The organism is Cupriavidus sp. SS-3 (genome assembly GCF_035818815.1).
GTDB lineage: Bacteria > Pseudomonadota > Gammaproteobacteria > Burkholderiales > Burkholderiaceae > Cupriavidus > Cupriavidus taiwanensis_C.
The window spans coordinates 50,111-75,236 of the sequence record NZ_JAYLVT010000013.1 but is presented as its reverse complement, the minus strand read 5'-3'; the positions used below and the strand labels follow the sequence as shown (position 1 = coordinate 75,236).

Genomic DNA, 25,126 nt, shown 5'->3' with positions numbered 1-25,126 from the left:
CTCAATCTCCTTCGATCGCCCACTCAAAGGCATAGCCTTGCTTGCCCTTGTGCCAGCTGGTTTTCAGGGTCAGCCGATGGTTATGCGCTGCCAGGGCCCCTTCGAACAGGCCGCACCATGCGTCGGCCACACAGGGATGTGCATCGGGCACCGAATCCATCAGCGTCCAGCCGCGTTGGTAGACCTGGCTGCCGAAGCCACCGATCTCGCACGCATCATCCTGGGCCCGAGCCAGCGTCTCCATGAACCTGGCGAAGCTGGCAGCGGATTTGTCGACCGGCGTGCCGAGCTGCGCAGCGGTCTCGTGATAGAACTGCATGCCGATCATCCTCGCGGTCAGGCGCAGCAGCCGCTCCGCTTCGTGCGGACCCCAGAGGTTTGCGGCGACGGGAAGCGCGGTGCGCACGTATTCCATCGCGTAGTTGCGCTTGGCCTTGTCGAGCCGTGCTTGCGGCCAGGTGTCGGTAGGCAGGGTCGGTGCCGCGGCAGCATCGAAGTCCGGCGCCTCTTCATTGCGCGCAAAGCGCAGCCGCTCATGAGGCTCGAGATCATGGTCGTACTCGTAGTAGTAGCCTTCCAGACCGGATTGCCCGTCTGCTGCCTGCTTGGTGCAGACAAAGCCCAGGCGCGGCTTGCCAAGGGTCACGCCATTCTGGGCATGCCAGCCTGCCAGCATCGCGCGCGAGACTTCGGAAGGAATGCCGCAAAGCGCCGTGCCGGACCAGATCCAGCGCGGGGCGTTGTAGCGGATCCACGCCTTCCGGTCACTCTCATGCATGTACTGCACGGCGACGCCACCGATATGGTTGGAGAGGTAGTGATACTGGGCCGCCGCCACGGCTGGCGGCAGTCCGTCGATGCCCAGCTTGCTCAGTCCGGCCAGGAAACGCTCGCGGCGCTGGCGGCAGAAGATCTCGTAGACCAGTTCCGCCGCCGCCGGCGTTCCCTTGCGGGTTACGGTCGACAGGACGATACCGGTGAAAAATGCGTGGTAGAGGCCGGCGACGGCGCGCCAGCCTGCCTGCGGCTGGCATGGTTCCGGGTTCGGCATGTTGGCATCCGTTGGCTTCGTATGCGTCATTGCGCGGCCTCGATATCGGCGAGCGCACCCTTCTTGACGGCCCGTGCAAGGACGATGCGCTGGATTTCGGACGTACCTTCGTAGATCTCGACAATGCGCTGGTCGCGATAGCATCGCTCCACGACATTCGGTTTCACATAGCCCCGGCCACCAAGGATCTGCACCGCGTCGTCCACGACATCGTGGGACGCCTCGCTGGCATAGAGCTTGGCCATGGCGCCGAGCGTTCCGATGTCCTTGCCCTCGTCATAACGTCGAGCCGCTTCATACGTGAGCATTCGCGCCGCCGACAGGCGCATGGCCGCATCGGCCAGCTTGAAGCCGACGCCCTGATGGTCGATCAGGGTGTGGCCAAAGGTCTTGCGCGTTACCGCGTAGCGCCGCGCCGCGTCGTACGCACACAGGGCGATGCCGTTGGCCTGGGCCGCCACCACCACCCGCCCGACGGTGAGCGTTGCCAGAGCCAGCTTGAGGCCATCGCCTTCGGCGCCCACAATGCTGTCTGCGGGCACCCAGGCATCGAGCTTCAGGTTGGTAGTCGTCGTGCCACGGATGCCCATCTTGTCTTCATAGAAATCGACGACAAGACCCTCGGTATCCCGCGGCACCACGAATGCCGAAATCGCCTTGCGCGCGGCCACCTCGCCGGTGCGGGCAAAGACAATGAAGTGCTTCGAGTGGCCACCGTTGCCCAGCCAGCACTTCTCGCCACGAATACGCCAGCCGTCGCCCTCGCGCACCGCCGTCGCCTGGATGGCGGACGGGTCCGAACCCGCTTCGCGTTCGCTCAGGGCAAAGTTCACCGCCTCACCGCGCCGGGCCAGCCCGCCGAGCAGCGCCTGCTTCTGGGCTTCGCTGCCGGCCAGCAGAATCGGAAACGCGCCCAGCGCCAGCGCCGCCAGAATTGCCGACGTCGATGCGCAACCCTGTGCCACGGCTTCGACCACGGCGGCCACAGCCGCCAGTGACGCACCTTCGCCGCCGTATGCCTTCGGCACGAACATGCCGGAGATCTTCGCCTCAAGCAGCCTGGGCAGATGCTCGACCGGATAGCGTTGGTCGCGGTCGATTTCCTCGGCCAGCGGCGCAAACGCTTGCGTCGCCAAGGCGTGCGCCTTTTGTTGCCACCTCGATTCGGACTCGCCCAATTGCGGGTGCCAAAGCTCATTCATTTGCGGTCTCCAGTAATGCCTCTCGCTAGTCGATGGCGTCATTTCATCTGGAATCTTTGATACGTTCCAGCTAGCATGGAGTAATCTTTGTTCTGTTTTTGTGATTAAACGATGCTCGATGTCCGTCAGCTGCAGTGCTTCCTTGCGGTGGCAGAGGAACTTCACTTTGCGAAGGCGGCGGATCGCCTGGGGGTTGCGCAGTCAGGCCTGAGCACCCAGATCCAACGGCTGGAGCAAGACCTGGGCGTCACGCTGCTGAACCGCAACAAGCGCAAGCCGGTCACGCTGACCGATGCCGGGCGGCTGTTCTACTCGGAAGCGGAAGCGGCATTGCGCCACATAGCGCGCGCCGACCAGGTCGGCCGGCTGGCTGCCAGAGGGCTTGCCGGGGTTATCCGCATTGGCTACGTCGCCTCCGGCGTCAGCACCGGTCTGCTGTCAAGGATGTTGGCGGACTTCCGCAAGCACCATGAACTGGTCCGCGTCGAAGTCGTACCCATGGAAACGCCACGCCAGCTCGAAGCGCTGAACGATGGCCGGATCGATGTGGGGATTGTCAGGCCACGCAGACTATGCCCGACAGGAATCGTGACGAAGATCGTGCAAACCGAGCACTTGCTGACTGCGATGGCAAGCCACCACCCGCTGGCCAGGCGCGGACCGGTTGCGGCCCGGGAGCTTGCCGATCAGCCGTTCATCATTCCGCAGTTTGCCGACGAGGAAGGGTTCGGCTTCGCATTGACCGCACTGGGAAAGGCGGGAGGCTTTACACCACGTCTCGAGTATCGCGTGCAGGACTTCATTTCGGCCGCCAGTCTCGCCTCCGCGGGATACGGGGTCGCGATCGTGCCAGAGTCAATGCAGAACTTCTCGCAGCCTGGCGTCTTTTACAAACCGGTTACGGATTTCCGCCTGGCAGTCCATCTCGCACTGGCCTATCGCCAGCGCGAGATGTCGCCCGCGGTCAGGGCCTTCGTGAAGCAAACCGTGGACGCGAGCATGGCGGCAAAACGCTGAGCGCCGGCCGCCTTAGCCGATAAACCCCGCAAACGCCCCAAGATCCACATTCCCGCCCGACACGATGATGCCCACGCGCTTGCCCTTCACATCGAGCTTGCCATGCAGCACCGCGGCCGCGGCCAGGCAGCCGGTGGGCTCGGCGACGATCTTCATGCGGCCGGCGAAGAACTTCATGGTCTCGACCAGTTCGGCGTCCGACACGGTAGCGATGTCCGTGACCAGTTCGCGGATCACGGCAAAGGTGTGGCTGCCCAGGTAAGGCGTCTGCGCCCCGTCGGCAATGGTGCGCGGGGTGTCGATGCGGACGATCTCGCCGCTGCGCAGGCTGCGCTGGCCGTCGTTGCCGGCCTCGGGCTCGACGCCGTACACCGCGCAGCCCGGCGACATCGCCTGTGCCGCGACCGCGCAGCCGGACAGCAACCCGCCGCCGCCCAGGCACACCACCAGCATGTCCAGCGGGCCGGTTTCCTCGAACAGTTCCTTGGCCGCCGTGCCTTGCCCGGCCATCACGTGTGGGTGGTCGTAGGGCGGGATCAGGGTCATGCCGCGCTCTGCGGCGATGCGCCGGCCCAGGGCCTCGCGGTCGTCGCGGTAGCGGTCGTACAGCACCACCTCGGCGCCATAGCCGCGCGTGGCTTCGATCTTGATCGCGGGGGCGTCCTGCGGCATCACGATCACCGCCTGCACGCCCAGCAGGCGCGCCGACAGCGCGATCGCCTGTGCATGGTTGCCGGAGGAGAACGCCAGCACCCCGCCGGCCTTCTGCTGCGGCGTGAACTGGGCGATGGCGTTATAGGCGCCGCGGAACTTGAAGGCGCCGATGCGCTGGAAATTTTCGCACTTGAAGAACAGCTGCGCCCCGGTGGCCGCGTCGGCGGTGGCGGAGGTCAGCACCGGGGTGCGGTGGGCGGCGGCGCGGATGCGGTCGTGGGCGGCGACGACGTCTTCGAAGGAGATCGGCAGGTTCGGCATGGCGATGGCGGGGAAGAAGTGTAGCGGGACAGGCAAGTCTACCCGCCCCGCGCCGCCCATGCACCTGCCGGTTTACTCCCCTCTCCCGCTTCGGGAGAGGGAGTACGGCGGCGCTACGCCGTCGCCATCGCACCCACCGCACGCGGCGCCAAACCGGGCGCCCCGATACGTCCACCACCCTCACCCGGCAGGCGGAAGAACGCCACCACCTCGCTCAGTTCGCGGCCCTGCTCTTCCAGCGCGCGCGAGGCATTGGCCGCCTCGCTCACCAGCGACGCGTTCTGCTGCGTGACCTGGTCGATCTGCACGATGGCCTGGTTGACCTGCTCGATTCCGCGGGTCTGCTCGGCCGACGCCGTCGCGATCTCCTCGACGATGCCGGTCACGCGCGCCACCGCCTGGGTCACCTCGGCCATGGTCTGGCCGGCCTCGCTCGCCAGCGACGAACCATCCTGCACTTGCCGCCCCGATGCCTCGATCAGCTCCTTGATCTCCTTGGCCGCGCTGGAGGAGCGCTGGGCCAGCCCGCGCACCTCGCTCGCCACCACGGCAAAGCCGCGTCCCTGCTCGCCGGCGCGCGCCGCTTCCACCGCGGCGTTCAGCGCCAGGATATTGGTCTGGAACGCAATGCCCTCGATGATGCCGGTGATCTCGGCGATCTTGTCCGAGCTGGCGCTGATGTCCTGCATCGTGCCGACCACGCGCTGCACCGTGTGGCTGCCGCGTTGCGCCACATCGGCGGCGCTGCGCGCGAGTTCGCTGGCCTGGCGCGCATTCTCGGTGTTCTGGCGCACGGTCTCGGTCAACTCCTCCATGCTGGCCGCGGTCTGCTCCAGCGAGGCCGCCTGCTCCTCGGTGCGGCTGCTCAGGTCGGCATTGCCGCTTGCGATCTCGCTGGTGCTGATGGCGATATTGCCGCTGCTGGCGCGCACGCGGGTGACGGTGGCGGTCAGGCGCTCGTTCATGTCGCGCAATGCCGCCAGCAACCGGCCGGTCTCGTCATGGCGGTCCACTTCGATGCGCGCGCCCAGGTCGCCGCCGGCAACGGTGCCGGCCACCTCCACGGCTCGCTGGATCGGGCGCGTGATGGCACGTGTGATCAGCACGCCGCCGGCCAGCGCAATGACCGCGGACACCAGCGAGATCAGCACCAGCAGGTTGCGCTGGCGCTCGTAGTCCGCCTCCAGCCTGCGCTCCATTTCCTTCTGCCGGGTCTTGGTGAACTCGGCGTAGGCATCGGTCGACTTGATCAGCGCCGCCAGCAACGGACGGCATTGCTTGTCGATCCGACCGATGGCTTCCTCGATCTTGCGCTCGACCGCCAGCCCGACAATGCCGGTGGCGACCGGACCATACTGCGCCTCGACCTTGGCGACCTCCTCCACCAGCTTGCGCGCCTCATCGCTGACGCCAGGCTGGCGCACCATCTCGCTGAGCCGCGCGAGCCGGGCCTGCACGTCTGCGTGCGCTCGCAGGGCATCAGCCTTCTCGCGCTCCAGCTCGGCAGCGTCCGTCACCAGCACCAGGTTGCGCGCCGCGATGGCACGCCGGTCGACCGCGTTGCGCACCTGCGCAGCCATTTCCGCCCGGGCATTCAACCCGTTCAGGTAGTCATTGAAACCCGCCGTCGCATCGCCAAGCGCATGCAGCGAGTACGCCGACACCACCAGCACCACGCCCGCCAGCGTGCCGAACCCGGCCAGCAGCCGCGTGCGGATAGACAGACTCCTGAAAACACTCATGATCACTCCCCTTACCGTCCAAGAAGACGTATGCGCTTCCGTTGTTATGGTTCCAACCCTGTTGCATGCCCGACTGCGGCATGCCACTGCGCGCCCGTTCCTGCCGGTCGGCACGGTACGCGGGATCGCCGGGGCGCATGGCCCCGGCGGCGGTCTCGCATCCGTGCTCCTTGTTGCGGGGGCTAACGGTAGGGATGCGGGGAACTGTTCCCTACTGGAGTGGGGGGCATCGACAAGCAGGCCGCCTGCAGCCGCATGGGCAAGTCAGCCGGTCCGAACAGCGCCGGCCGCTTCTGCACCGCAGGCTTGCGCAGTGCCACTGGCTCGGGGCCAGGCGGCGCCCCGGTTTTGCCGTTGTGATGTGCCTGCCCGGCACGGCTTGTCTACGCCAGCATCCGCACCTGCGGCTCACGATCCCACTGGCGGGTCTTTGCCGCCGCGATAAAGCGCGCGGTGTCGCCGGCGGGCACGATGCCAGCGTCCGGCTGCAATTTGGCGTGGGCAAGCAGCATGTCCCCGCCGGCATCGGCTGCGATCGCCTTCAAATGGGCGTAGGCAAAGCAGACAAAATCCAGCGCCGCGCTTTCCTTTACCAGCATGGCGGCGCCGTCGGCCGACAGCACCACGGCCACGGCATCGAACATTACCGAGGGCGTGCCTGCCAGCTGCCCGTCCGCCGGCAGCTTCGACCCATCGGCCAGCAGCGCGCCGCCCACCTTGGGCGCGACGATCTTCACCGTCGCGCCGGCGGCGCTGGCCGCCTGCCGGATCGCCTCGACGGTGGCGCCGTCGGAGCCGTCAGCGACCAGGATGCCGATCTCGCGCCCCTGCAGCGTGTCCTTCATCTTGCCGATGATCTGCAGCGCCGGCGACGGCGGCAGGTCCTGCACCGGCGCGGCGGTGGGCAGCGGCTCGGGCACCTGGTCCAGCGCCAGGCCGTCGGCCACGCGCCGGCCCAGGTCCGGGTCGATATTGAGCAGGTGGGCCACCATGCGCTCGCGCACATGCACGTGCTCGACCTTCGACAGCTCGAACACCAGCGCCGAGGCGATATGCGCCTGTTCGGCGCGGGTCTGGCTGCGATAGAACTGGCGCGCCTGGCTGTAGTGGTCGGCAAAGGTCTCGGCGCGGATGCGGCCCTTGTCGCCCTGCTCGGGCACCAGCGCATGGCGGAAGCCCAGGTCCGGCGTCTCGCGCGGCGAGTCGTCGGACAGCGAGTTGGGCTCGTAGGCGACGCGTCCCTTGGGCCGTTGCATCTGCATATGGCCGTCGCGCTGGTGGTTGGCGAACGGGCACTTGGGCGCGTTCACCGGAATCTGGTTGAAGTTGGGGCCGCCCAGGCGCAGCAGTTGCGTGTCGAGGTAGGAGAACAGCCGGCCCAGCAGCAAGGGATCGTTGGAAAAATCGATGCCGCGCACGATGTTGGCGGGGCAGAACGCTACCTGCTCGGTCTCGGCAAAGAAGTTGTCGGGCCAGCGGTCCAGCACCATGCGGCCGATGATCTTCAGCGGCACGGTCTCTTCCGGGATGATCTTGGTCGCATCGAGATGGTCGAACGGGAACTTGGCCGCATCGTCCTCCGTGAACAACTGCACCCCCAGTTCCCATTCCGGGAAGTTGCCGGACTGGATCGCATTGAACATGTCGCGGCGGTGGAAATCCGGATCGGCGCCGGCGATCTTGACGGCCTCGTCCCACACCGTGGACTGCAGTCCCAGCTTGGGGCGCCAGTGGAACTTGACGAAGGTGGACCGGCCCTGGTCGTCGAGCAGGCGGAAGCTGTGTACGCCGAAGCCTTCGATCATGCGCAGCGAGCGCGGGATGGTGCGGTCCGACATGATCCACATGACCATGTGCATCGACTCCGGCGTGAGCGAGATGAAATCCCAGAAGGTGTCGTGCGCGGTGGCCGCCTGCGGGAACGCGCGATCGGGCTCCATCTTGACCGCGTGGACCACGTCGGGGAACTTGATCGCGTCCTGGATGAAGAACACCGGGATGTTGTTGCCGACCAGGTCCCAGTTGCCTTCCTTCGTATAGAACTTGACCGCGAAGCCGCGCACGTCGCGCGGCGTGTCGATCGAGCCCGCGCCACCCGCCACGGTGGAAAAGCGCGCAAACACCGGAGTCTTCACGCCGACCTCGGTCAGGATGCTGGCGGTGGTGAATTGCGCCAGCGAATCGGTGAGCTCGAAATAGCCGTGTGCCGCGGTGCCGCGCGCATGGACGATCCGCTCAGGAATGCGCTCATGGTCGAAGTGTGTAATTTTTTCACGGAGGATGAAATCTTCGAGCAGCGTCGGGCCGCGCGGATTGGCCTTGAGCGAGTTCTGGTTGTCCGCGATGGGCGCGCCCTGGTTGGTGGTCAGCGGGACATGCGTGCCGCCGGCAACCTGGTGCAGCTCTCCGCCGGTGCCGCGCTGGGCATCGCCGTAACCGGCCGGAGCGCCCTGGGCAGTGGTGGCGGGTGTGGAGTTTGACGTGGGCTTGGCCTTGGCGTCGGACGTGTCGGGCATAACGGTCTCCTGTGTCGGGTTGAACGGATGAACGGCAGCAACCCGGCAGTGCCTGCAATTGCCACGCCTGCTTGCTGACACTTTTGGTTACAAAGCAAAATTGCCGAAAGTGCACCCTGTCAAACATCTGACATTTGATCGGTCAACAATCGCCCGCTGTCGCGACAAGCCACGGCCATCCCGGCAGCAACCGGCCAGATCCGCGCTTGTCATCCGCCCCGGCGGAAGTCCGATGCGTGCAGCCGTCTGTCGGCGCAGCGGGCGCGGCCATCGTTCTCTTCCTCAACCAGAAGAAAAGGCCCTGCACCAATGAGACCCACCCTGCTGTCGCATTCCGCCCGGCCATGGCTGGCGGCCGGCACCCTGACCCTGGCATTGATGCTTGCCGCCTGCGGCGGCGATGACGCTCCCGGCGCGGGAGGCGGCACCCACCAGCCCGCCGCCAACGGCAACGCGCCGGACACGGCCGGCAAGCCCGGCCACACCGGCAAGCCTGGCAGTTGCAGCACGCGTTGCGCGCCCTGACCCGATGTGGCCCCTGATTTGCCCTCTGATTTGCCCCTGACGCGGGCCGCATTCCGATCCAGCGACAGAACGACCCCACCCACGCCATGACCTTCAATCCGTCCAAGCGACAGTTCCTCAAGACCAGCCTCGGCACCGGCGCCGCCGCCGCGATGCTGGCCAGCTTTCCGCCCAGCATCCGCCGCGCCCTCGCGATCGAGGCCAACAACGCCACCGGCACCATCCAGGACGTCAAGCACGTCGTGATGGTGATGCTGGAAAACCGCTCGTTCGACAATTACTTCGGCACGTTCAAGGGCGTGCGCGGCTACGGCGACCGCTTTGCCATCCCGCTGCCGAACGGCAAGACCGCGTTCTACCAGACCGATGCCAACGGCAATACGCTGACGCCCTACCACCTCGACGAAACCCAGGGCAACGCGCAGCGCGCCGGCGGCACGCCGCACACCTGGCCCGATGCGCAGGCCGCCTGGGACCACGGCCGCATGGACCGCTGGCCGGTGGCCAAGAAGGCGCTGTCGATGGGCTACTACGACTACGCCGAGATCCCGTTCCAGCGCGCGCTGGCCGACGCCTTCACGCTGTGCGACGCTTACCACTGCGCGATGCACACCGGCACCATCCCCAACCGCCTGTTCTACTGGACCGGCAGCAACGGCCCCACCGGCGACAACGTCGCGGTGATGATCAATGAGTTCAACGCCGGCGCCGACGTGGGCCCGTCCACCGAAGGCTGGACCTGGAAGACCTACGCCGACCGCCTGCAGGACGCGGGCGTGAGCTGGAAGGTCTACCAGAACGTGCCGGACAACTATGGCTGCAACCAGATGATGAGCTTCCGGCACTGGCGCGCCGAGATGGAGAAGATGCCGGAAGGGCGCAGGTTGTCCAACACCGCGGGCGCGGGCGTCAATCCGCCCTACAACCCGGATATCGACGACCAGTACAGCGAGCTGGCCAAGGGCTTCTGCAACACCATGCCCGACGGCGGCTTCCTGCAGTCGCTGCGCGACGACGTGGTCAACGGCCGGCTGCCGGAGGTATCGTGGATTATCCCGCCGGCAGAGTTCAGCGAGCACCCCGGCCCGTCCAGCCCGGCCAAGGGCGGCTGGTACGTGCAGTCCATCCTCGATGCGCTGACGGCATCGCCCGAGGTCTGGAGCAAGACCGTGCTGCTGATCAACTTCGACGAGAACGACGGCTTCTTCGACCACAGCCCGCCGCCGAGCGCGCCGTCGCGCAACCCGGACGGCACGCTGGCCGGCAAGTCGACCCTCGACGATGCGCAGATGGCCTTCGAGTACTTCAACTTCCCGCCCGCCACGCCCAGGCAGCCGCCGCAGGACGGCAAGCCCTTCGGGCCAGGGCCGCGCGTGCCGCTGTGGGTGGTGTCGCCGTGGAGCCGCGGCGGCTGGGTCAACTCCGAGGTGTTCGACCATACCTCGGTGCTGCGCTTCCTGGAAGCGCGCTTCGGCGTGATGGAGCCGCAGATCAGCGCCTACCGCCGCGCGGTCTGCGGCGACCTGACCAGCGCCTTCAACTTCGCCACGCCCAACACCGAGACGCTGCCCGTGCTGGCGGGGCGCACCACGCGCGCCGACGCCACCAGCCTGACCGCCTGGCAGCAGACGCAGCCCGCCATCCCGGTGCCCGTCACGCCGGCGCTGCCGGCGCAGGCCAACGGCGTGCGCCCGTCGCGCAAGCTGCCGTATGAGCTGCACACCAGCGCGCGCGTCGATGCCGCCGCCCGCACCGTGCGCCTGCTGTTCGCCAACGACAGCGCGCACCAGGCGGGCGCGGTGTTCCATGTCTACGACAAGCTGCACCTGGACCGCATTCCGCGCCGCTACGTGGTCGAGGCCGGCAAGGCGCTGGACGACGTGTGGGACGTCAATGCCGACGGCGGCAAGTACGACCTGTGGGTGCTGGGCCCCAACGGCTATCACCGCGCCTTCACCGGCGATGTCGGCGAGGCGGCTACCAGCTCCGCCGAAATCCAGGTCTGCTACAACCCGTGCAGGAAGCCGACGATCCAGGTCAAGCTGCATAACGACGGCGATGCCGACGTGACCTTCACCATCAAGGCGCTGGCCTATCGCGACGACGGCCCGTGGACGCAGCGGGTCAGGCGGGGCAAGGTCGAAACGCTGGAATGGCCGGTGGCCGAAAGCGGCAACTGGTACGACTTCGTCGTGACTTGCGAGGCCAGCCCGGCGTTTGCGCGCCGCTTTGCCGGACGCATGGAGACCGGCGAGGATACGGTCAGCGATCCGGCCATGGGCGTGATCTGATCGCCTGCGGCAAGAGGCGCGGCGCGCAGACGCCCTGCATGCGCAAGGCCAGGGCTGTTTCGTCCGCAAGGAACGAAACAGCCCGTCGTTCTCGATGCTCGAGAATGCCTTGCCCCGCTCCCCCGTTATTCCTCCTGGAACGCCTCTTCGCGCTTGGCCTTGATCGATGGCAGCGCCACCACCGCCACCAGCGCCGCCGCGGCCACCAGCAGGCCCAGCGACAGCGGACGCGTGGTAAAGACCGAGAAATCGCCGCGCGACAGCAGCAAGGTGCGGCGGAAGTTCTCTTCCATCATCGGCCCCAGCACGAAGCCCAGCAGCAGCGGCGCCGGCTCGCAGCGCAGCTTGTGGAAGACATAGCCGATCAGGCCGCAGCTGGCCGCGGCAAAGACGTCGAACACCGTGTTGTTGACCGAGTAGACGCCGATGCTGCAGAACACCAGGATGGCCGGGTACAGGAAGCGGTAGGGCACCGTCAGCAGCTTCACCCACACGCCGATCAGCGGCAGGTTCAGCACCACCAGCATCAGGTTGCCGATCCACATCGACGCGATCAGGCCCCAGAACAGCGCGGGATTGCTGCTCATGACCTGCGGGCCGGGCTGGATGTTGTGGATCGTCATCGCCCCCACCATCAGCGCCATCACCGCGTTGGGTGGAATGCCCAGCGTCAGCAGCGGGATGAACGAGGTCTGCGCCGCGGCGTTGTTGGCCGATTCCGGACCGGCCACGCCTTCGATCGCGCCCTTGCCGAATTCTTCCGGGTATTTCGACGCCTTCTTCTCCAGCGAGTACGCCGCGAACGAAGCCAGCGAGGCGCCGCCGCCCGGCAGGATGCCCAGCGACGAACCCAGCGCGGTGCCGCGCAGCACCGCCGGGATCATGCGCCTGAAATCTTCCCGCGTCGGGAACAGGTTGGTGACGCGGTCGGTGAAGGTCTCGCGATGTTCCTTCTGCTCCAGGTTGGCGATGATCTCGGCAAAGCCGAACAGCCCCATTGCCAGCGCGGTAATGCTGATGCCGTCGGTCAGCTCCGGCACGTCGAACGAGAAGCGCGCGGCGCCCGAGTTCACATCGGTGCCAACCAGCCCCAGCAACAGTCCCAGCACGATCATCGCCACTGCCTTGACCAGCGAACCCGAGGCCAGCACCACCGCGCCGATCAGGCCCAGCACCATCAGCGAGAAATACTCGGCGGGGCCGAACTTGAACGCCAGTTCCGACAGCGGCGTGGCAAACGCGGCCAGGATCAGCGTGGCCACGCTGCCGGCGAAGAACGAGCCCAGTCCCGCGGTGGCCAGCGCCACCCCGGCGCGCCCGCGCCGCGCCATCTGGTAGCCGTCCAGCGTGGTCACTACCGCCGACGATTCACCGGGCAGGTTCACCAGGATGGCGGTGGTCGAGCCGCCGTACTGGGCACCGTAATAGATGCCGGCCAGCATGATCAGCGCGGCCACCGGCGGCAGCGTGTAGGTGATCGGCAGCAGCATGGCGATGGTGGCCAGCGGCCCCAGGCCCGGCAGCACCCCGATCAGCGTGCCGAGCACGCAGCCCAGGAAGGCATAGGCCAGGTTCTGCAGCGACAGCGCGGTGGAAAACCCCAGCGCAAGATGACTCAGCAACTCCATCCGATATCCCCTAGTTGACGAAAGCGGCCGGCCACACCGGCATCTGCAGGTTGATGCCGTAGACAAAGGCCACGGTGCTGATCAGCAACAGGACCGCGGCGTTGAGGATGGCGCCCTTCCAGGTGAACTCATGGCTGGCCATCGACGACACCAGCACCAGCGCCAGCACCGACAGCACCATCCCGAGTGGCTTGAGCACCAGCCCGAACAGCACCACCGAGCCCAGGATCCACAGCAGCGTCTTGATGTCCCAGCGTGCCATGCGATCTTCATCGCTCTTGTGCGACAACGATCCGGCCGCGACCACGGCGCCCAGCAGCGCCAGCACGATGCCAAGCCAGAACGGGAAATAGCCCGGCCCCATCCTGGCGGCGGTGCCCATCGAATAGCCGCGGGCAACGAAGGAAAAGCTGAGGCCAAGGATGATGAACATCAGGCCGGAACAAAAGTCGGTTTGCTTGCGTATGCGCATGCAGGCTCCTTGAAGCGGGGGACGACGCGACGACACCAACAGGCGGCGTCGGCTTCGGGAGTCCCGAACAATACATCATGTTGTGATATATTTTTCGGCCGGCAAGGGTTATTCCCTACGAATCGGTCGCAGGTTCAGTGCGCGGGTTGGCCATGGCGGCTGGCTTGGCGCTGGCGCCCGCAATAGCGTGCGGTGGTGGAGGTGGGGCGCGAAAGTCGGCGTGCCGGGCACGCGTGCAGGCTCGGCCTGCAGCCGGACGATGAGATGCGGTTCAGGACCTACAGGGCGCTGGCTGCGCCCTGCTGGACAGCGGATGCCCGGCCTGCGCTGGCGCGCCGCGGCCTACGCCTTGCGCCAGACCGGCGAGGCCGACACCGCCACCTTGCGCGGCAGGATGCCTTGCGCGGCAAAGGCGTCGGCAATGCGCTGCTGCTCGGCCAGCGCGGCCGCGTCGACGGTGCGCACGGCATAGCTGCGGCGCGCGTTGGCGGCCTCCACCGTGGCGGCATCCAGGCCGATCAGCGGCGCGTGCCAGCGCGCGGCCTCGGCGGGATTGCGCTTGACCCAGTCGCCCGCGTCGCGCAGCGCGTCGAACACCACCTCCAGCACTTCGGCATGCGTGCGCGCGAACGGCGTCGCCGCCAGGTAGAAGCGGCGATAGCTCGACAGCCCTTCGCCGTCGCGCAGCACGCGCGCATTGGACTGGCGCTGCACCGCGGCCAGGAACGGGTCCCAGATCACCCACGCCGCCACGCTGCCGCGCTCGAACGCCGCGCGCGCATCGGCCGGGCTGAGGTAGGCCGGCTCGATGTCGCGGATCGACAGCCCGGCGCGCGCCAGCGCCTCGAGCACCAGGTAGTGCGCGCCGGCGCCCTTGGCAAACGCCACGCGCTGGCCCTTGAGCTGGGCCACCTCGCGGATCGGCGAATCGGCGCGCACCACGATCGCCTGCGCCTGCGGCGAAGGGGTCTCGGTCGCGTAATACGTGAGCGACGCACCCGCGGCCAGCGCGAACGGCGGCACCGCATCGGCCACGTCGGCGCTGAGGTCGATGTTGCCGAGGTTGAGCGCCTCCAGCAGCGGCAGGCCGGAGGTGAACTCATACCACTGCACCGCCACGCCTTTTTGCGCCAGCGCCTTTTCCAGCGTCTGCCGCGATTTCAGCAGGATCATCAGCGTGGATGACTTCTGATAGCCGATGCGCAATGTCGTCAGGCCCTGCCCCAGGCTGACCCCAGGCAGCGCAGCGGCTGCAGCCGCCGCGGCCAGAAGCCGGCGGCGACGGGAATTGTGGGTCGGGGTCATGGCGGTGCTCCAGGAGGCAAATCGGAGCGCCAGCTTAGTCGCGGAACCGGGCCGAGCCAACGAAGATTGTTGCCAATGCTTATGCGGCGGCTATCATCCAGGATTCCGCGCCACTCCCGCACCCAGACACCATGAACCTGTCGGCCGGCATTCCCATCCTCCGCATCTTCTCGGTCGACAAGGCCATGGAGTTCTACCTCGATTTCCTCGGCTTCACGCTCGACTGGGAGCATCGCTTCGAAGACGGGTTGCCGCTTTACGCGCAGGTCAGGCGCAGCGGCCTGACGCTGCATCTGAGCGAGCACCATGGCGATGCCACGCCGGGGTCGACCGTGTTCGTGCCGGTGGAGGATATCGATGCGCTGCACCGGGAGCTGCACGCCAAGGACTATCCGTACGCGAAGCCCGGTGTGGAGGATGTGGGCTGGGGGCGGATGCTGCAGGTGGCCGATCCGTTCGGGAACCGGCTGCGGTTCTGCCAGGTGGCCGAGGATTAGGCCACGACTTCCCATGCTGGCGGATCAGCGCGGGTCCGGAGCGGACTTCCCGCCATCCTCCACCGCCCCCGCCGGCCGCGCCTCTGCCCGGGGCGTGTAAACTGCTGCATTTTTCGAATCCAGCGGAATGTTACAAGTGCCCCGGCGCACAGGCTTGAGCGGACCCACGCTGGTCCGCCTGCTGGCCCGCCTGGCTGACGCCGACGCCCCCGCCCCTGCTAGCTCGCTTTCCAGCCAGCTGAGCCAATGGCTCGGCTGGGCGGATGCGATCGCGCTGTCGTCGGCGCTGAAGGCCCAAGTGCCGGCGATGCCGCCCCCGGCAAGTGGCGGCGGCGGCACCGAAGCGCAGCAATGCGCGCGTGTGCGCGCCCGGCTGGCCGACGCCATCGCCGAAGACGCCGCGCCGGCCGGCCGGCGCCGCGGTCCGGCGAGACCGTCGGCGCTGCCGGACCCGGTCGATGCGCAGGTCGACTACGCGGTGCATCGTCAGCGCTACCTGACGTTGCAGCAGACCATGGAGACCAGCATCGGCAGCCTGCGCGGCGGCCTGCGGGCGGCGCTGTCGGCCGGTACGCCGGCCATGGCCAAGCTGGCCATGGTCGACGCGGTGATGGAGCGCGTGCTCGGCGCGCGCGAGCAAAGCCTGCTGGGCGCGGTGCCGAGCCTGCTGGAGGCGCACTTCCAGCGCCTGCGCCAGGCCGAAGCCGCGGCACTGGAGGCGCAGGCCCAGGCACAAGGACAACCCGCGGCGGTCCGCGCCGGCGCATGGCTGGGCGTGTTCCGCAAGGATATGCAGAGCGTGCTGCTCGCCGAACTCGAGATCCGCTGGCAGCCCGTCGAAGGCCTGCTGGCGGCGCTGCAAGACAGCTAACCCGGACATCATGACCCGATACCTATCTCATATTGTTGCGTTCCTGGCGGGCCTGGCGGTCGTCTGCTGGATTGGCGCGGGCTATGCCGGCACCAATTTCCTGGCGCTGGTCGTCACCCTGCTGATCGGCGGCTTCTACGTGGGCGGCGCGCTCGAACTGCTGCGCTACCGCCAGGCCACCGCCACGCTGGCGCAGGCGCTGGCCGGACTGGCCGAAGCGCCGGCCAGCCTGGGTGGCTGGCTGGAACGCCTGCACCCCAGCCTGCGCGACAGCGTGCGGCTGCGCGTCGAAGGCGAACGCGTCGGCCTGCCCGGCCCTGCGCTGACGCCGTACCTGGTCGGGCTGCTGGTGCTGCTGGGCATGCTCGGCACGTTCCTCGGCATGGTGGCCACCTTGCGCGGCACCGGCATCGCGCTGGAAGGCGCCACCGACCTGCAGGCGATCCGCGCTTCGCTGGCGGCGCCGGTCAAGGGGCTGGGCTTTGCCTTCGGCACCTCGGTCGCGGGCGTGGCCACCTCGGCCATGCTGGGCCTGCTGTCCGCGCTGTGCCGGCGCGAGCGCATCCAGGCCGCGCAGGCGCTCGACGCCCGCATCGCCACCACGCTGCGCAGCTATTCGCGCGGCCATCAGCGCGACCAGGCCTTGCAGCTGCTGCAGCGCCAGGCCGAAGTGATGCCGGCGCTGGCCGAGCAGATGCAGGCCATGATGCGCGCCATGGCGCAACAGCACGAGACCCTGGCCGAGCGGCTGGTGGCCAGTCAGGACGCCTTCCACGGCAAGACCGAGGCGGTCTATGCGCGCCTGGCGTCATCGGTGGAGCAATCGCTGAAGGACAGCATTGCCGACAGCGCCCGCGCCGCCGGTGCCGCGATCCAGCCCGCGGTGGACGCGACCATGGCCGGCCTGGCGCGCGAGACCACGGCGCTGCGCGACACCGTCACGCAGGCGGTGCAACAGCATCTGGACGGTGTTTCGAGCCGGTTCGAGCGCGCCACCGCCGGTGTCGCCGATACCTGGAACCAGGCCCTAGCCGGCCATCAGCGCACCAGCGAGGCGCTGGCGGCGGACCTGCGCACATCGCTCGATGGCTTCAGCCAAACTTTCGAACAACGTTCGGCCAGCTTGCTGGACGGCGTCGCCAGCCGCTTCGACTCCGTCGCGGCCAGCACCGCCGAAGCCTGGCGCGAGGCGCTGTCGCAACAGCAGCAGGCCGGCGAAAAGCTGGCCGGCGACAACCAGCAGGCGCTGGCGGCCGCCGCGGCAACGTTTGGCGAGCACGCCGCGGCGCTGGTGCGCAGCGTTGACGCCTCGCACGCCGGCCTGCAGGCCCAGCTGGCCGCGCAGGACGCGCAGCGCCTGTCGGCCTGGGCCGACACGCTCGGCGGCATGACGGCCACGCTACGCCAGCAGCTGGAACAGCTGAACGCGCACACCGTCAGCCGCCACGACGAAATCAGCGCCACGCTGGCGCAGAACGTGCGCGAGGTCTCGGCGCAGACGCAGGCGCATGCCAGCAGCACGCTGGCCGAGATCGACCGCCTGGTGCAGGCCGCCGCCGAAGCACCGAAGACCGCCGTTGCGCTGCAGGCCGAACTGGCGTCGCGCGATGAAGCGCGCTTTGCCGCGTGGACCGATACGCTTGGCACCATCACCGCAACGCTGCGCCAGGAATGGCAGCAGCTGAACGCGCAGACGGTTTCGCGCCAAGATGAAATCAGCGCGACGCTTGCGCAGAACGTGCAAGAGATCTCCGCGCAGACGCAGGCACATGCCAGCCGCACCCTCGCCGAAATCGACCGCCTGGTGCAGGCCGCCTCGGAAGCGCCGAAGGCCGCGGTCGCGCTGCAGGCGGAACTGGCCGAGCGCGATGCAGCGCGCTTCGCCGGCTGGACCGAGACCCTCCACAGCATCGCCGCCACGCTGCGCGAGCAATGGGAGCAGTCCAGCACGCACGCCGCCGCGCGCCAGCAGGAAGTCTGCGAGGCGCTGGCGCAGACCGCGCGCGCGATCTCGACCGAGACCCAGGCGCACGCCACCACCACCCTCGCCGAGATCGACCGCCTGGTCCAGGCCGCGGCCGAGGCGCCGAAGGCCGCCACCGCGCTGCAGGCGGAGCTGGTGGCGCAGGACGCGCAGCGCCTGGCCGCCTGGACCGAATCGCTGGGCACCATGGCGGCTGCGCTGCGCGGCGAATGGGAGCAGGCCAGCGCGCACGCCACCGCGCGCCAGCGAGAGATCTGCGAAACGCTGGCCGTCACGGCGCGCGACATGGCGGCACAGGCCCAGGCCCAGGCCACCGATACCGTCGCCGAAGTCTCGCGCCTGCTGCAGGCCGCGAGCGAAGCGCCCCGCGCCGCCGCCGAGGTCATTGCGCAGCTGCGCGAGAAGCTGACCGAGGGCATGGCGCGCGACCACGCCATGCTGGAAGAACGCAGCCGCATGATGGAAACGCTGGGCACGCTGCTTGACGCCGTCAACCACGCCTCCACCGAACAGCGCACCGCGGTGGATACGCTGGTCGCCACCACCGCCGACCTGCTCGAGCGCATCGGCACGCGCTTCACCGACAAGGTGGAGTCCGAGACCGGCAAGCTTACCGACATCGCCGCGCAGGTCACCGGCAGTGCGGTCGAGGTGGCCAGCCTGGGCGAAGCCTTCGGCGTGGCGGTGCAGATGTTCAGCGAATCGAACGGCAAGCTGATCGACCACCTGCAGCGCATCGAGGCCGCGCTGGACAAGTCGATGACGCGCAGCGACGAGCAACTGGCCTACTACGTGGCGCAGGCGCGCGAGGTGGTGGACCTGAGCATGCTGTCGCAGAAGCAGATCCTGGAAGACCTGCAGCTGCACGCAGCCCGGCAGGCGCCCAGCGCAGAGGCGGCATGAGAGAAGAACTCGACGCCGGCGTTGAGCCCACCGTGCCGGCCTGGGCGGTCTTCGGCGACTTGATGTCGGTGCTGCTGGGCGCGTTCGTGCTGGTGCTGCTGGGGGTCATCGGCGTGCAGATGGAGCTGTCGGCGCGGCTCGAAGCCGAGGTGAAGCAGCGGCAGGAAGAAGCCCAGCGCCGCCAGACGCTGGAAAAGGCGCTGGCCGGGCCGCTCGCGGCCGGCCGCGTGACGCTGGTGAACGGGCGCATCGGCATCAGCGGCAGCGTGCTGTTCGCGCTGAATTCCGCCGAATTGCAACCTGAAGGCCGCGACCTGCTCAAGAGCCTGGCCCAGCCGCTGTCGGCCTACCTGCGCAGCCGCGACGAGATCCTGATGGTCAGCGGCTTTACCGACGACCAGCAGGTGCGCGAGGGCAACCGGCGCTTTGCCGACAACTGGGAACTGTCGGCGCAGCGCGCCCTGACCGTGACCCGTACGCTGATCGATGCCGGCATCCCGCCCTCGTCGGTGTTCTCGGCCGCGTTCGGCTCGCAGCAGCCGGTCACGCCGAATGCCGATGCGGCGGGCCGCGCAAAGAACCGGCGCGTGGAAATCTCGCCGGTGCCACGCGTGACCACCGGCACGGTGAAGGCGCATGGCTGAGCTCGACGCGGCGGCCGGTGCCCGCGCGCAACTGGACGCCTGGCAAGCCAGCGGCGCCGATCGTGCCGACCCGGTGCGCTTCCGGCTGATGCAGGCACTGGCCGTCCGCGCGGCCGGACACGGCGGCGCGGCGCGCCAGTTGCTGGAGGCGCGCCTGCAGGGCCTGGTCGCCGCATACGCCGCCATCTTGCAGCGCAACGCCGACAACTTCGGCGAAGCCACTGGCCAGCCCGCGCCGGTGCAAGCCGCAAGCGCCCTTGGCGCACTGGTCCACGACCTCACCGCGCGCGCGAGGCCGGCCATCGCCACGGCTTCAAACGATGTCCGTGCGCTGCCGGCGCCGGCACAAGGCGCGGATACGCCGCTGGTCGACACCCTCGCCGACTACTTCCGCGAGACCTGGGCCCGGGTCAGCGTCGAGCAGCAGTTCCGCGAGTCGCTGGAACGCGTGCCGGAGAACGCCGGGCCGCTCAATACCGACCATCTCGTGCATCGCTCGCTGTCGCTGATGCGCGAGACCTCGCCGGAATACCTGCGGCATTTCCTGTCGTATGTCGAGGGCATGGCGTGGCTGGAGCAGTTGAACGAGGCGGCCGCGGCGCAAAAGGAAGCGGCCCGCGCCGCCGCCAGGAAGAATACGCGGGCGAAGGCCCGCAAGTAGCGGCCCGGCCGCCTCAGTCCAGCCGCACCACCACCTTGCCGAAGGCGCCGCGCTCGAGGTGATCGAGCGCCGCCGGCAGCTCGCCGAAGCCATACGCGCGCTCGACCACGGGGCGCAGCTGCAGCCAGTCGACGGCGCGCACCAGGTCCTGCAATGCGCGCCGGTGCGACACGCCGATCCCCTGCACGGTCACGCGGCCATGCAGCACCGGATAGACGTTGGCACGCAGCTCGTCGCCCTGCAGGTTGCCGATCACCGAGATCCGGCCGCCCTGCGCCAGCGCGGCCAGCGAGCGGCCGAAGTTGTCGCCGCCGGCCAGTTCCAGCACATGGTCGGCGCCCTGGCCGCCGGTCAGCTCGCGCACCGCGGCGGGCCAGTCGGGCGTGCGGCCGCGATGGATGCCGTGCGCCGCGCCCAGCGCCTGGGCGCGCGCCAGCTTGTCGTCGCTGCCCGACACCACGATCACGCGCGCGCCCTGGGCGCGGGCGATCTGCACCGCGAACAAGGCGACGCCGCCGGTGCCGATCACCACCACGGTATCGCCGGGCCGCGTCACCGTGGCCTCGGCCAGCGCCTGCCATGCGGTCAGTCCGGCGCAGGTCAGCGTGCTGGCCTGCGCGGCGTCGAGCGTGCGCGGCGCCGCCACCAGCGCGTCCTCGGCCAGCACCACGTATTCGGACAGCATGCCGGGGCCCGGCACGCCCAGCGGCTTGCTGTGGCGCGGCTGCACGCCATCGCGCCAGCCGGTGAAGAAGGTGCTGATCACCGCATCGCCCGGGGCAAAGCCGGCAACCCCATCGCCAATGGCCACGACTTCGCCGCGCATGTCCGACCCCGGCACCAGCGGCGGCTGCACCGGCATCCCCATGCCGTCGTGGAGGATCAGCAGGTCGCGGTAGTTCAGGGCCACCGCATGCACCCGCACCAGCACTTCGCCATGTCCCGGCGTGGGTATTGGCGCATCGACGCGATGCAGGTGGTTGCGGCCGAATGCCGAAAGTTGCCAGCGTTGCATGGAGGAAGTCATGGGTGCGGTCCTGTGGGTGAAAAACGGTGAGCCCACTATACTGATTCCCCATCAGATCCATTGGGCAATCGAAGTCCTTCCTGTGTAGCCACCATGGAACCAATCACCCATGACCGGCTGGCCGGCATCACGGCCTTCGTGGTCGCGGCGGAAGCCGGCAGTTTTGCCCAGGCGGCGGCACGCCTGGGCCTGACGCGCTCGGCCATCGGCAAGGCCGTCGCGAGGCTGGAGGCACGCGTCGGTGCACGGCTGTTCGTGCGCACCACGCGCAGCCTGGCGCTGACCGATGACGGCCAGGCGTTCTACGAGCGCTGCGCCCAGGCGCTGGAAGAGCTGGATGCCGCCCAGCACATGCTGGAGGCCGGGCGCGGCGCCGTCGCGGGCCGCGTGCGCGTGAGCGCGCCGGTGGTGTTCGGCCGACATCATGTGGCGCCGCTGCTGCTGGAACTGGCGGAGCGACATCCGCAACTGCGGCTGGAAGGCAATTTCACCGACCGGCTGGTGGACTTTGCCGACGACGGCATCGACCTGGCGATCCGCAGCGGCCGCCTGCCGGACAGCGACACGCTGGTGGCACGGCCGCTCGGCACGCAGGCCATGGTGCTGTGCGCAGCGCCCGACTACCTGCGCCGCCATGGCACGCCGGCCACCACTGCCGGACTGCTGTCGCACCAGTGCCTGGTCTACCTGCGCGGCACCCAGCCCGTACCCTGGTCGCTGGCCGATACCGACGGCAATCCGGTGCGCCCGGAACTGTCACATCGGCTCGCCTTCGACGACATCGATACCCTGGCCATGGCCGCGATCCGCGGCGCCGGCGTGGCCAGCCTGCCGCTGTGGCTGGTGCGCGCGCCGCTGCAGCAGGGCACGCTGGCGCGCGTGCTGCCGCAGGCCTCGGTCAGCCGCACGCCGTTGCACCTGGTATGGCCGCGCACCCGCTTCCTGCCGCACAAGCTGCGGGTGACGATTGACCTGCTGATGGCGGCGCTGCCGGCAGTGCTGGCGCCGGATTGAAGGCCCGCCGTGCGGCGCCGCGATACCGCTACGCCGCCACGGCAAACCCGTAAAGCGCCGCGGCGTTGCGCCAGCGCAGCGCCGCGGACAACGCCGCGCCGTCACCGCCCTGCCCTTGCCACGCGGCAAGCGTGCGGCACTCGTCCAGCCGCGGCGGCCCCTCGTGATTGGTCCAGGGCCAGTCGCTGCCCCACAGCAGGCGGTCATCGCCGACGATGTCGCGCCAGCGCTGAGCAAGCCGGGGCCAGTCGTGCGGCGATGCCAGCCGGTAGGGCGCGCTGATCTTCACCCACAGCTGGCGGCGCGCGCGCACTGACATGGCGGCGTCGAAGACGGGATCCGCGACTCCTGCCGTGCCGGGCCGGCCGAAGTGGTCAAGCACGACCGGCGCGCCCGCATCGCCAAGCGCCGCATCCAGCTGCGCCAGCACCACTGCGCCCTGCCCGTTGCCGGTATGGAGCTCGACGTGCCAGCCCAGCGCGGCGATCCTGTGGAACAGCGCGCGCCATGGCGCAGTGGCAATGCGTTGCCAATCCGGATCGCCGTACAGGTTCAGGCGGATGCCGCGCACGCCAGCGGCCTGGAACGCCGCCAGTTGCGCGTCCGTGATCGTCGGGTCGATCACCGCCACGCCGCGCAGGCGCCCGGGCAGCGCCTGCAGCGCGGCCAGCAGCGCGGTGTTGTCGGTGCCGAGAAAGCTGGTCTGCACCACCACCCCATACAGGTCGCCCTGGCCACCCAGGCCGCCGAGCGCCGCCTGCCAGGCGTGCAGCCCGGCGGCATAGGCCGGCCGGTAACGCGCCGCTGCCGTGGCCACGCCGGTATCGAAGACGTGGAAATGGGTATCCACCAGCGGCAAAGCGCGCCTGCTCATCATCAAGCCTCCGTGGGGCGGGTATATCCGGATATGGCGTCCAGACCCGCGTCAGTATTCTAGTCCTCTAGAGGACATAAGCATTCAATCAATTTAGCACGGCTCCGGCATGCCAGACAACGCACCGCTCCAGACCACCACCGCCACCGCGGGGCTCAGCCGTTACGGCCAGATCGCGGCGGCACTGCGGGACAGGATCGTTTCCGGCGCCTGGACGCCGGGCAGTGCCATTCCGGCCGAAGGGGCGCTGGCCACGGAGTTCGGCATCGCGCTGGGCACCATCCGCCAGGCCATCGCCGTGCTGGTCCAGCAAGGCCTGCTCGAGCGCGTGCAGGGCAAGGGCACCTTCGTGCGCAAGGGGCTGAGCGGCGCCAGCCTGATGCGCTTCTTTCGCTTCGGCGGCGCCGATGGCGCGCCCGTGGTGCCGCGCTCCGAAATCCTGTCGTGCCGCGCCGTCCGGCTGGACAAGGCCATGGCGGGGCGTTTCGGGCTGGACAGCGGCGCGCGCGGGCTGGCGATCTCGCGCCGCCGCTGGCTGGAACAGACGCCGCGGCTGCTGGAATCGATCTGGCTGCCGCTGCCGCGCTGCGAAGCCCTGCAGCAGCTGCCGCCAGCGCAGTGGGGCGACCTGCTCTACCCGCTGCTGGGCAGCGCCTGCGGCGTCACGGTCCATCGCGCCGTGGACGAGGTGACCTTCCGCACGCTGGCGGCGGACGAGGCCGCGTTGCTGACGCTGCCCGATGCGCATCCCTGCGCGGTCGTCACGCGCCACGCCTTTGACCTGGCCGGCCACTGCATCGAATACCGGCTGACACGCGGCGACGCCTTTGCCTTTCGCTATACCGCCGAAGTCCGCTGAGGTCCGTGATGGACCGTCGCCAAGGAGACCGACCCATGCATGCACGCCACGCGATCGCCGCCGCCGCCACCGCCTTGATCGCCATCGGCACGCCGGCGCAGGCCGCCGACAACGCCGCGGCCTGGCCGGCACGCGCCATCACCATCGTGGTGACCTATCCGCCGGGTGGCGGCGCCGACCTGATGGCACGGCTGATCGCGCCCGGCCTGGGGCGCGAGCTGGGGCAGACCGTGGTGGTCGAGAACCGGCCGGGTGCCGGCGGGCAGATCGGCGCGGCCTATGTCGCCAAGGCCGCGCCCGACGGCTACACGCTGATGGTCGATGCCTCGTCCTATGCCGTGAATCCCAGCCTCTATCCGCGCCTGCCCTACGATCCGGACAAGGCGTTCCGGCCGGTCGGCGTGCTGGCGCGCTATCCCAATGTGCTGGTCGCCACGGCAGGCTTCCCGGCGGGCAAGGTCAGCGAGGTGGTGGCCATGGCCAGGCAGAAGCCGGGCTCGGTGGCCTTTGTGTCGTCGGGCAACGGCTCGGCACAGCATCTGGCCGGGGTCTTGTTCGAGCAGCGCGCCGGCGTCGACTTGCTGCACGTGCCCTACAAGGGCGGCGGCCCGGCCATGACCGACGTCATTGCCGGACAGGTGCCGCTGTTCTTTGCCAACGTGGCTTCGAGCCTGCAGCACATCCAGGCCGGCAAGCTCAAGCCGCTGGCGGTGACCAGCCGGTCGCGCAGCCCCGCGCTGCCCGCGGTGCCGACCATGCAGGAAGCCGGCGTGGCCAGCTACGAGGTGTATGAATGGAACGCGGCCTTCCTCCCCGCCGCGACCCCGGAGCCGATCGCCGCGAAACTTGCCGACGCACTGCAGAAGGTGATGACCAGCGCCGAGATCCGGCAACGCGTGGCCGAGCTGGGTGGCGAGGTGGTGGCAGCATCCCCGGCGCAAGCGCGCCAGTTCATCGACGCGCAGGCGCGGCAATGGGCCAAAGTCATCCGCGACGGCAACATCAAACCCGAATAACCACCCGTATCGCCCCGGCCATGCAACGGCCCGGCTACCGCAATCCCAGGAG

General features: G+C 68.6%; 21 protein-coding genes. 11 read left to right on the top strand and 10 right to left on the bottom strand.

From position 1 onward, the window contains the following. Position 1: 1 nt before the first annotated feature. Together U9J39_RS20155 and U9J39_RS20150 are read right to left on the bottom strand one after the other, a co-directional pair. On the bottom strand, positions 2-1,051 hold the full coding sequence (locus tag U9J39_RS20155; RefSeq protein ID WP_116314696.1) for a hypothetical protein: 1,050 nt from the start codon (positions 1,049-1,051) through the stop codon (positions 2-4). A 26-nt stretch (positions 1,052-1,077) separates the two neighbouring features. Next, complete coding sequence (locus tag U9J39_RS20150; protein WP_116313469.1) at positions 1,078-2,253, bottom strand: acyl-CoA dehydrogenase family protein; 1,176 nt, start codon at positions 2,251-2,253, stop codon at positions 1,078-1,080. A gap of 111 nt (positions 2,254-2,364) precedes the next feature. Here U9J39_RS20150 and U9J39_RS20145 point away from each other — a divergent pair, with 111 nt between their 5' ends. Beyond that, positions 2,365-3,270 carry a LysR family transcriptional regulator gene (locus tag U9J39_RS20145; protein ID WP_326347867.1) on the top strand — a complete coding sequence of 302 codons (906 nt, stop codon included), beginning with the start codon at positions 2,365-2,367 and terminating at the stop codon, positions 3,268-3,270. 12 nt (positions 3,271-3,282) lie between these two features. Here the strand turns inward: U9J39_RS20145 and U9J39_RS20140 are convergent, their stop codons facing one another. The 3 genes from U9J39_RS20140 to U9J39_RS20130 all read right to left on the bottom strand — a co-directional run bounded on the left by U9J39_RS20140 (position 3,283) and on the right by U9J39_RS20130 (position 8,503). Further along, positions 3,283-4,245 (bottom strand): threo-3-hydroxy-L-aspartate ammonia-lyase, encoded by a 963-nt coding sequence (locus U9J39_RS20140; protein WP_326347914.1) that lies wholly within the window; start codon positions 4,243-4,245, stop codon positions 3,283-3,285. A 113-nt stretch (positions 4,246-4,358) separates the two neighbouring features. Next, positions 4,359-5,987, bottom strand: coding sequence for a methyl-accepting chemotaxis protein (locus U9J39_RS20135; RefSeq protein WP_326347866.1), 1,629 nt, complete (start codon positions 5,985-5,987; stop codon positions 4,359-4,361). Positions 5,988-6,370: 383 nt separating this feature from the next. Beyond that, positions 6,371-8,503, bottom strand: a complete 2,133-nt coding sequence (locus tag U9J39_RS20130) for a catalase (protein ID WP_326347865.1) — start codon at positions 8,501-8,503, stop codon at positions 6,371-6,373. Positions 8,504-8,812: 309 nt separating this feature from the next. On the opposite strand from U9J39_RS20130, the gene U9J39_RS20125 reads away from it, so the two are divergent. Both U9J39_RS20125 and U9J39_RS20120 read left to right on the top strand, forming a co-directional pair. Beyond that, positions 8,813-9,028: a hypothetical protein gene (locus tag U9J39_RS20125; RefSeq protein WP_326347864.1), complete on the top strand. Its 216-nt coding sequence runs from the start codon at positions 8,813-8,815 to the stop codon at positions 9,026-9,028. An 86-nt stretch (positions 9,029-9,114) separates the two neighbouring features. Further along, entirely contained in the window at positions 9,115-11,319 is a 2,205-nt protein-coding gene (locus U9J39_RS20120; protein WP_326347863.1) for a phosphocholine-specific phospholipase C, read from the top strand. A gap of 125 nt (positions 11,320-11,444) precedes the next feature. On the opposite strand, the gene U9J39_RS20115 is transcribed toward U9J39_RS20120, so the two are convergent. From U9J39_RS20115 to U9J39_RS20105, 3 genes are all read right to left on the bottom strand, one after another. Next, complete coding sequence (locus U9J39_RS20115) at positions 11,445-12,947, bottom strand: tripartite tricarboxylate transporter permease (RefSeq protein ID WP_112774725.1); 1,503 nt, start codon at positions 12,945-12,947, stop codon at positions 11,445-11,447. A gap of 10 nt (positions 12,948-12,957) precedes the next feature. Beyond that, positions 12,958-13,419, bottom strand: a complete 462-nt coding sequence (locus U9J39_RS20110) for a tripartite tricarboxylate transporter TctB family protein (protein WP_326347862.1) — start codon at positions 13,417-13,419, stop codon at positions 12,958-12,960. A gap of 342 nt (positions 13,420-13,761) precedes the next feature. Then, positions 13,762-14,724, bottom strand: a complete 963-nt coding sequence (locus U9J39_RS20105; protein WP_116313466.1) for an aliphatic sulfonate ABC transporter substrate-binding protein — start codon at positions 14,722-14,724, stop codon at positions 13,762-13,764. A gap of 131 nt (positions 14,725-14,855) precedes the next feature. On the opposite strand from U9J39_RS20105, the gene U9J39_RS20100 reads away from it, so the two are divergent. The 5 genes from U9J39_RS20100 (at position 14,856) to U9J39_RS20080 (ending at position 20,284) form a co-directional block, all read left to right on the top strand. Next, positions 14,856-15,221: a glyoxalase superfamily protein gene (locus U9J39_RS20100; protein WP_116313465.1), complete on the top strand. Its 366-nt coding sequence runs from the start codon at positions 14,856-14,858 to the stop codon at positions 15,219-15,221. A 127-nt stretch (positions 15,222-15,348) separates the two neighbouring features. After that, positions 15,349-16,092, top strand: coding sequence for a DUF3348 domain-containing protein (locus tag U9J39_RS20095; RefSeq protein WP_115712292.1), 744 nt, complete (start codon positions 15,349-15,351; stop codon positions 16,090-16,092). A 10-nt stretch (positions 16,093-16,102) separates the two neighbouring features. Next, entirely contained in the window at positions 16,103-18,979 is a 2,877-nt protein-coding gene (locus tag U9J39_RS20090; RefSeq protein WP_326347861.1) for a DUF802 domain-containing protein, read from the top strand. Next, a complete protein-coding gene (locus U9J39_RS20085; protein ID WP_115681837.1) occupies positions 18,976-19,623 on the top strand; it encodes an OmpA family protein in 648 nt (215 codons plus the stop codon). The genes U9J39_RS20090 and U9J39_RS20085 overlap by 4 nt, the downstream gene beginning before the upstream one ends. Then, positions 19,616-20,284 (top strand): DUF2894 domain-containing protein, encoded by a 669-nt coding sequence (locus U9J39_RS20080; RefSeq protein WP_326347860.1) that lies wholly within the window; start codon positions 19,616-19,618, stop codon positions 20,282-20,284. Before U9J39_RS20085 ends, U9J39_RS20080 begins: the two co-directional genes overlap by 8 nt. Positions 20,285-20,297: 13 nt before the next feature. Here the strand turns inward: U9J39_RS20080 and U9J39_RS20075 are convergent, their stop codons facing one another. Further along, positions 20,298-21,311 carry a zinc-dependent alcohol dehydrogenase family protein gene (locus tag U9J39_RS20075; RefSeq protein ID WP_326347859.1) on the bottom strand — a complete coding sequence of 338 codons (1,014 nt, stop codon included), beginning with the start codon at positions 21,309-21,311 and terminating at the stop codon, positions 20,298-20,300. 93 nt (positions 21,312-21,404) lie between these two features. Here U9J39_RS20075 and U9J39_RS20070 point away from each other — a divergent pair, with 93 nt between their 5' ends. Further along, positions 21,405-22,325 (top strand): LysR family transcriptional regulator, encoded by a 921-nt coding sequence (locus U9J39_RS20070; protein WP_116313461.1) that lies wholly within the window; start codon positions 21,405-21,407, stop codon positions 22,323-22,325. A 28-nt stretch (positions 22,326-22,353) separates the two neighbouring features. Here U9J39_RS20070 and U9J39_RS20065 read toward each other — a convergent pair whose 3' ends face one another. Beyond that, a complete protein-coding gene (locus tag U9J39_RS20065) occupies positions 22,354-23,202 on the bottom strand; it encodes an amidohydrolase family protein (protein ID WP_326347858.1) in 849 nt (282 codons plus the stop codon). A gap of 106 nt (positions 23,203-23,308) precedes the next feature. Between U9J39_RS20065 and U9J39_RS20060 the strand changes: the two genes are divergently transcribed. Further along, entirely contained in the window at positions 23,309-24,058 is a 750-nt protein-coding gene (locus U9J39_RS20060) for a GntR family transcriptional regulator (RefSeq protein WP_326347857.1), read from the top strand. A gap of 35 nt (positions 24,059-24,093) precedes the next feature. Beyond that, positions 24,094-25,074, top strand: coding sequence for a tripartite tricarboxylate transporter substrate binding protein (locus tag U9J39_RS20055; RefSeq protein ID WP_326347856.1), 981 nt, complete (start codon positions 24,094-24,096; stop codon positions 25,072-25,074). The last annotated feature ends 52 nt before the right edge of the window (positions 25,075-25,126 follow it).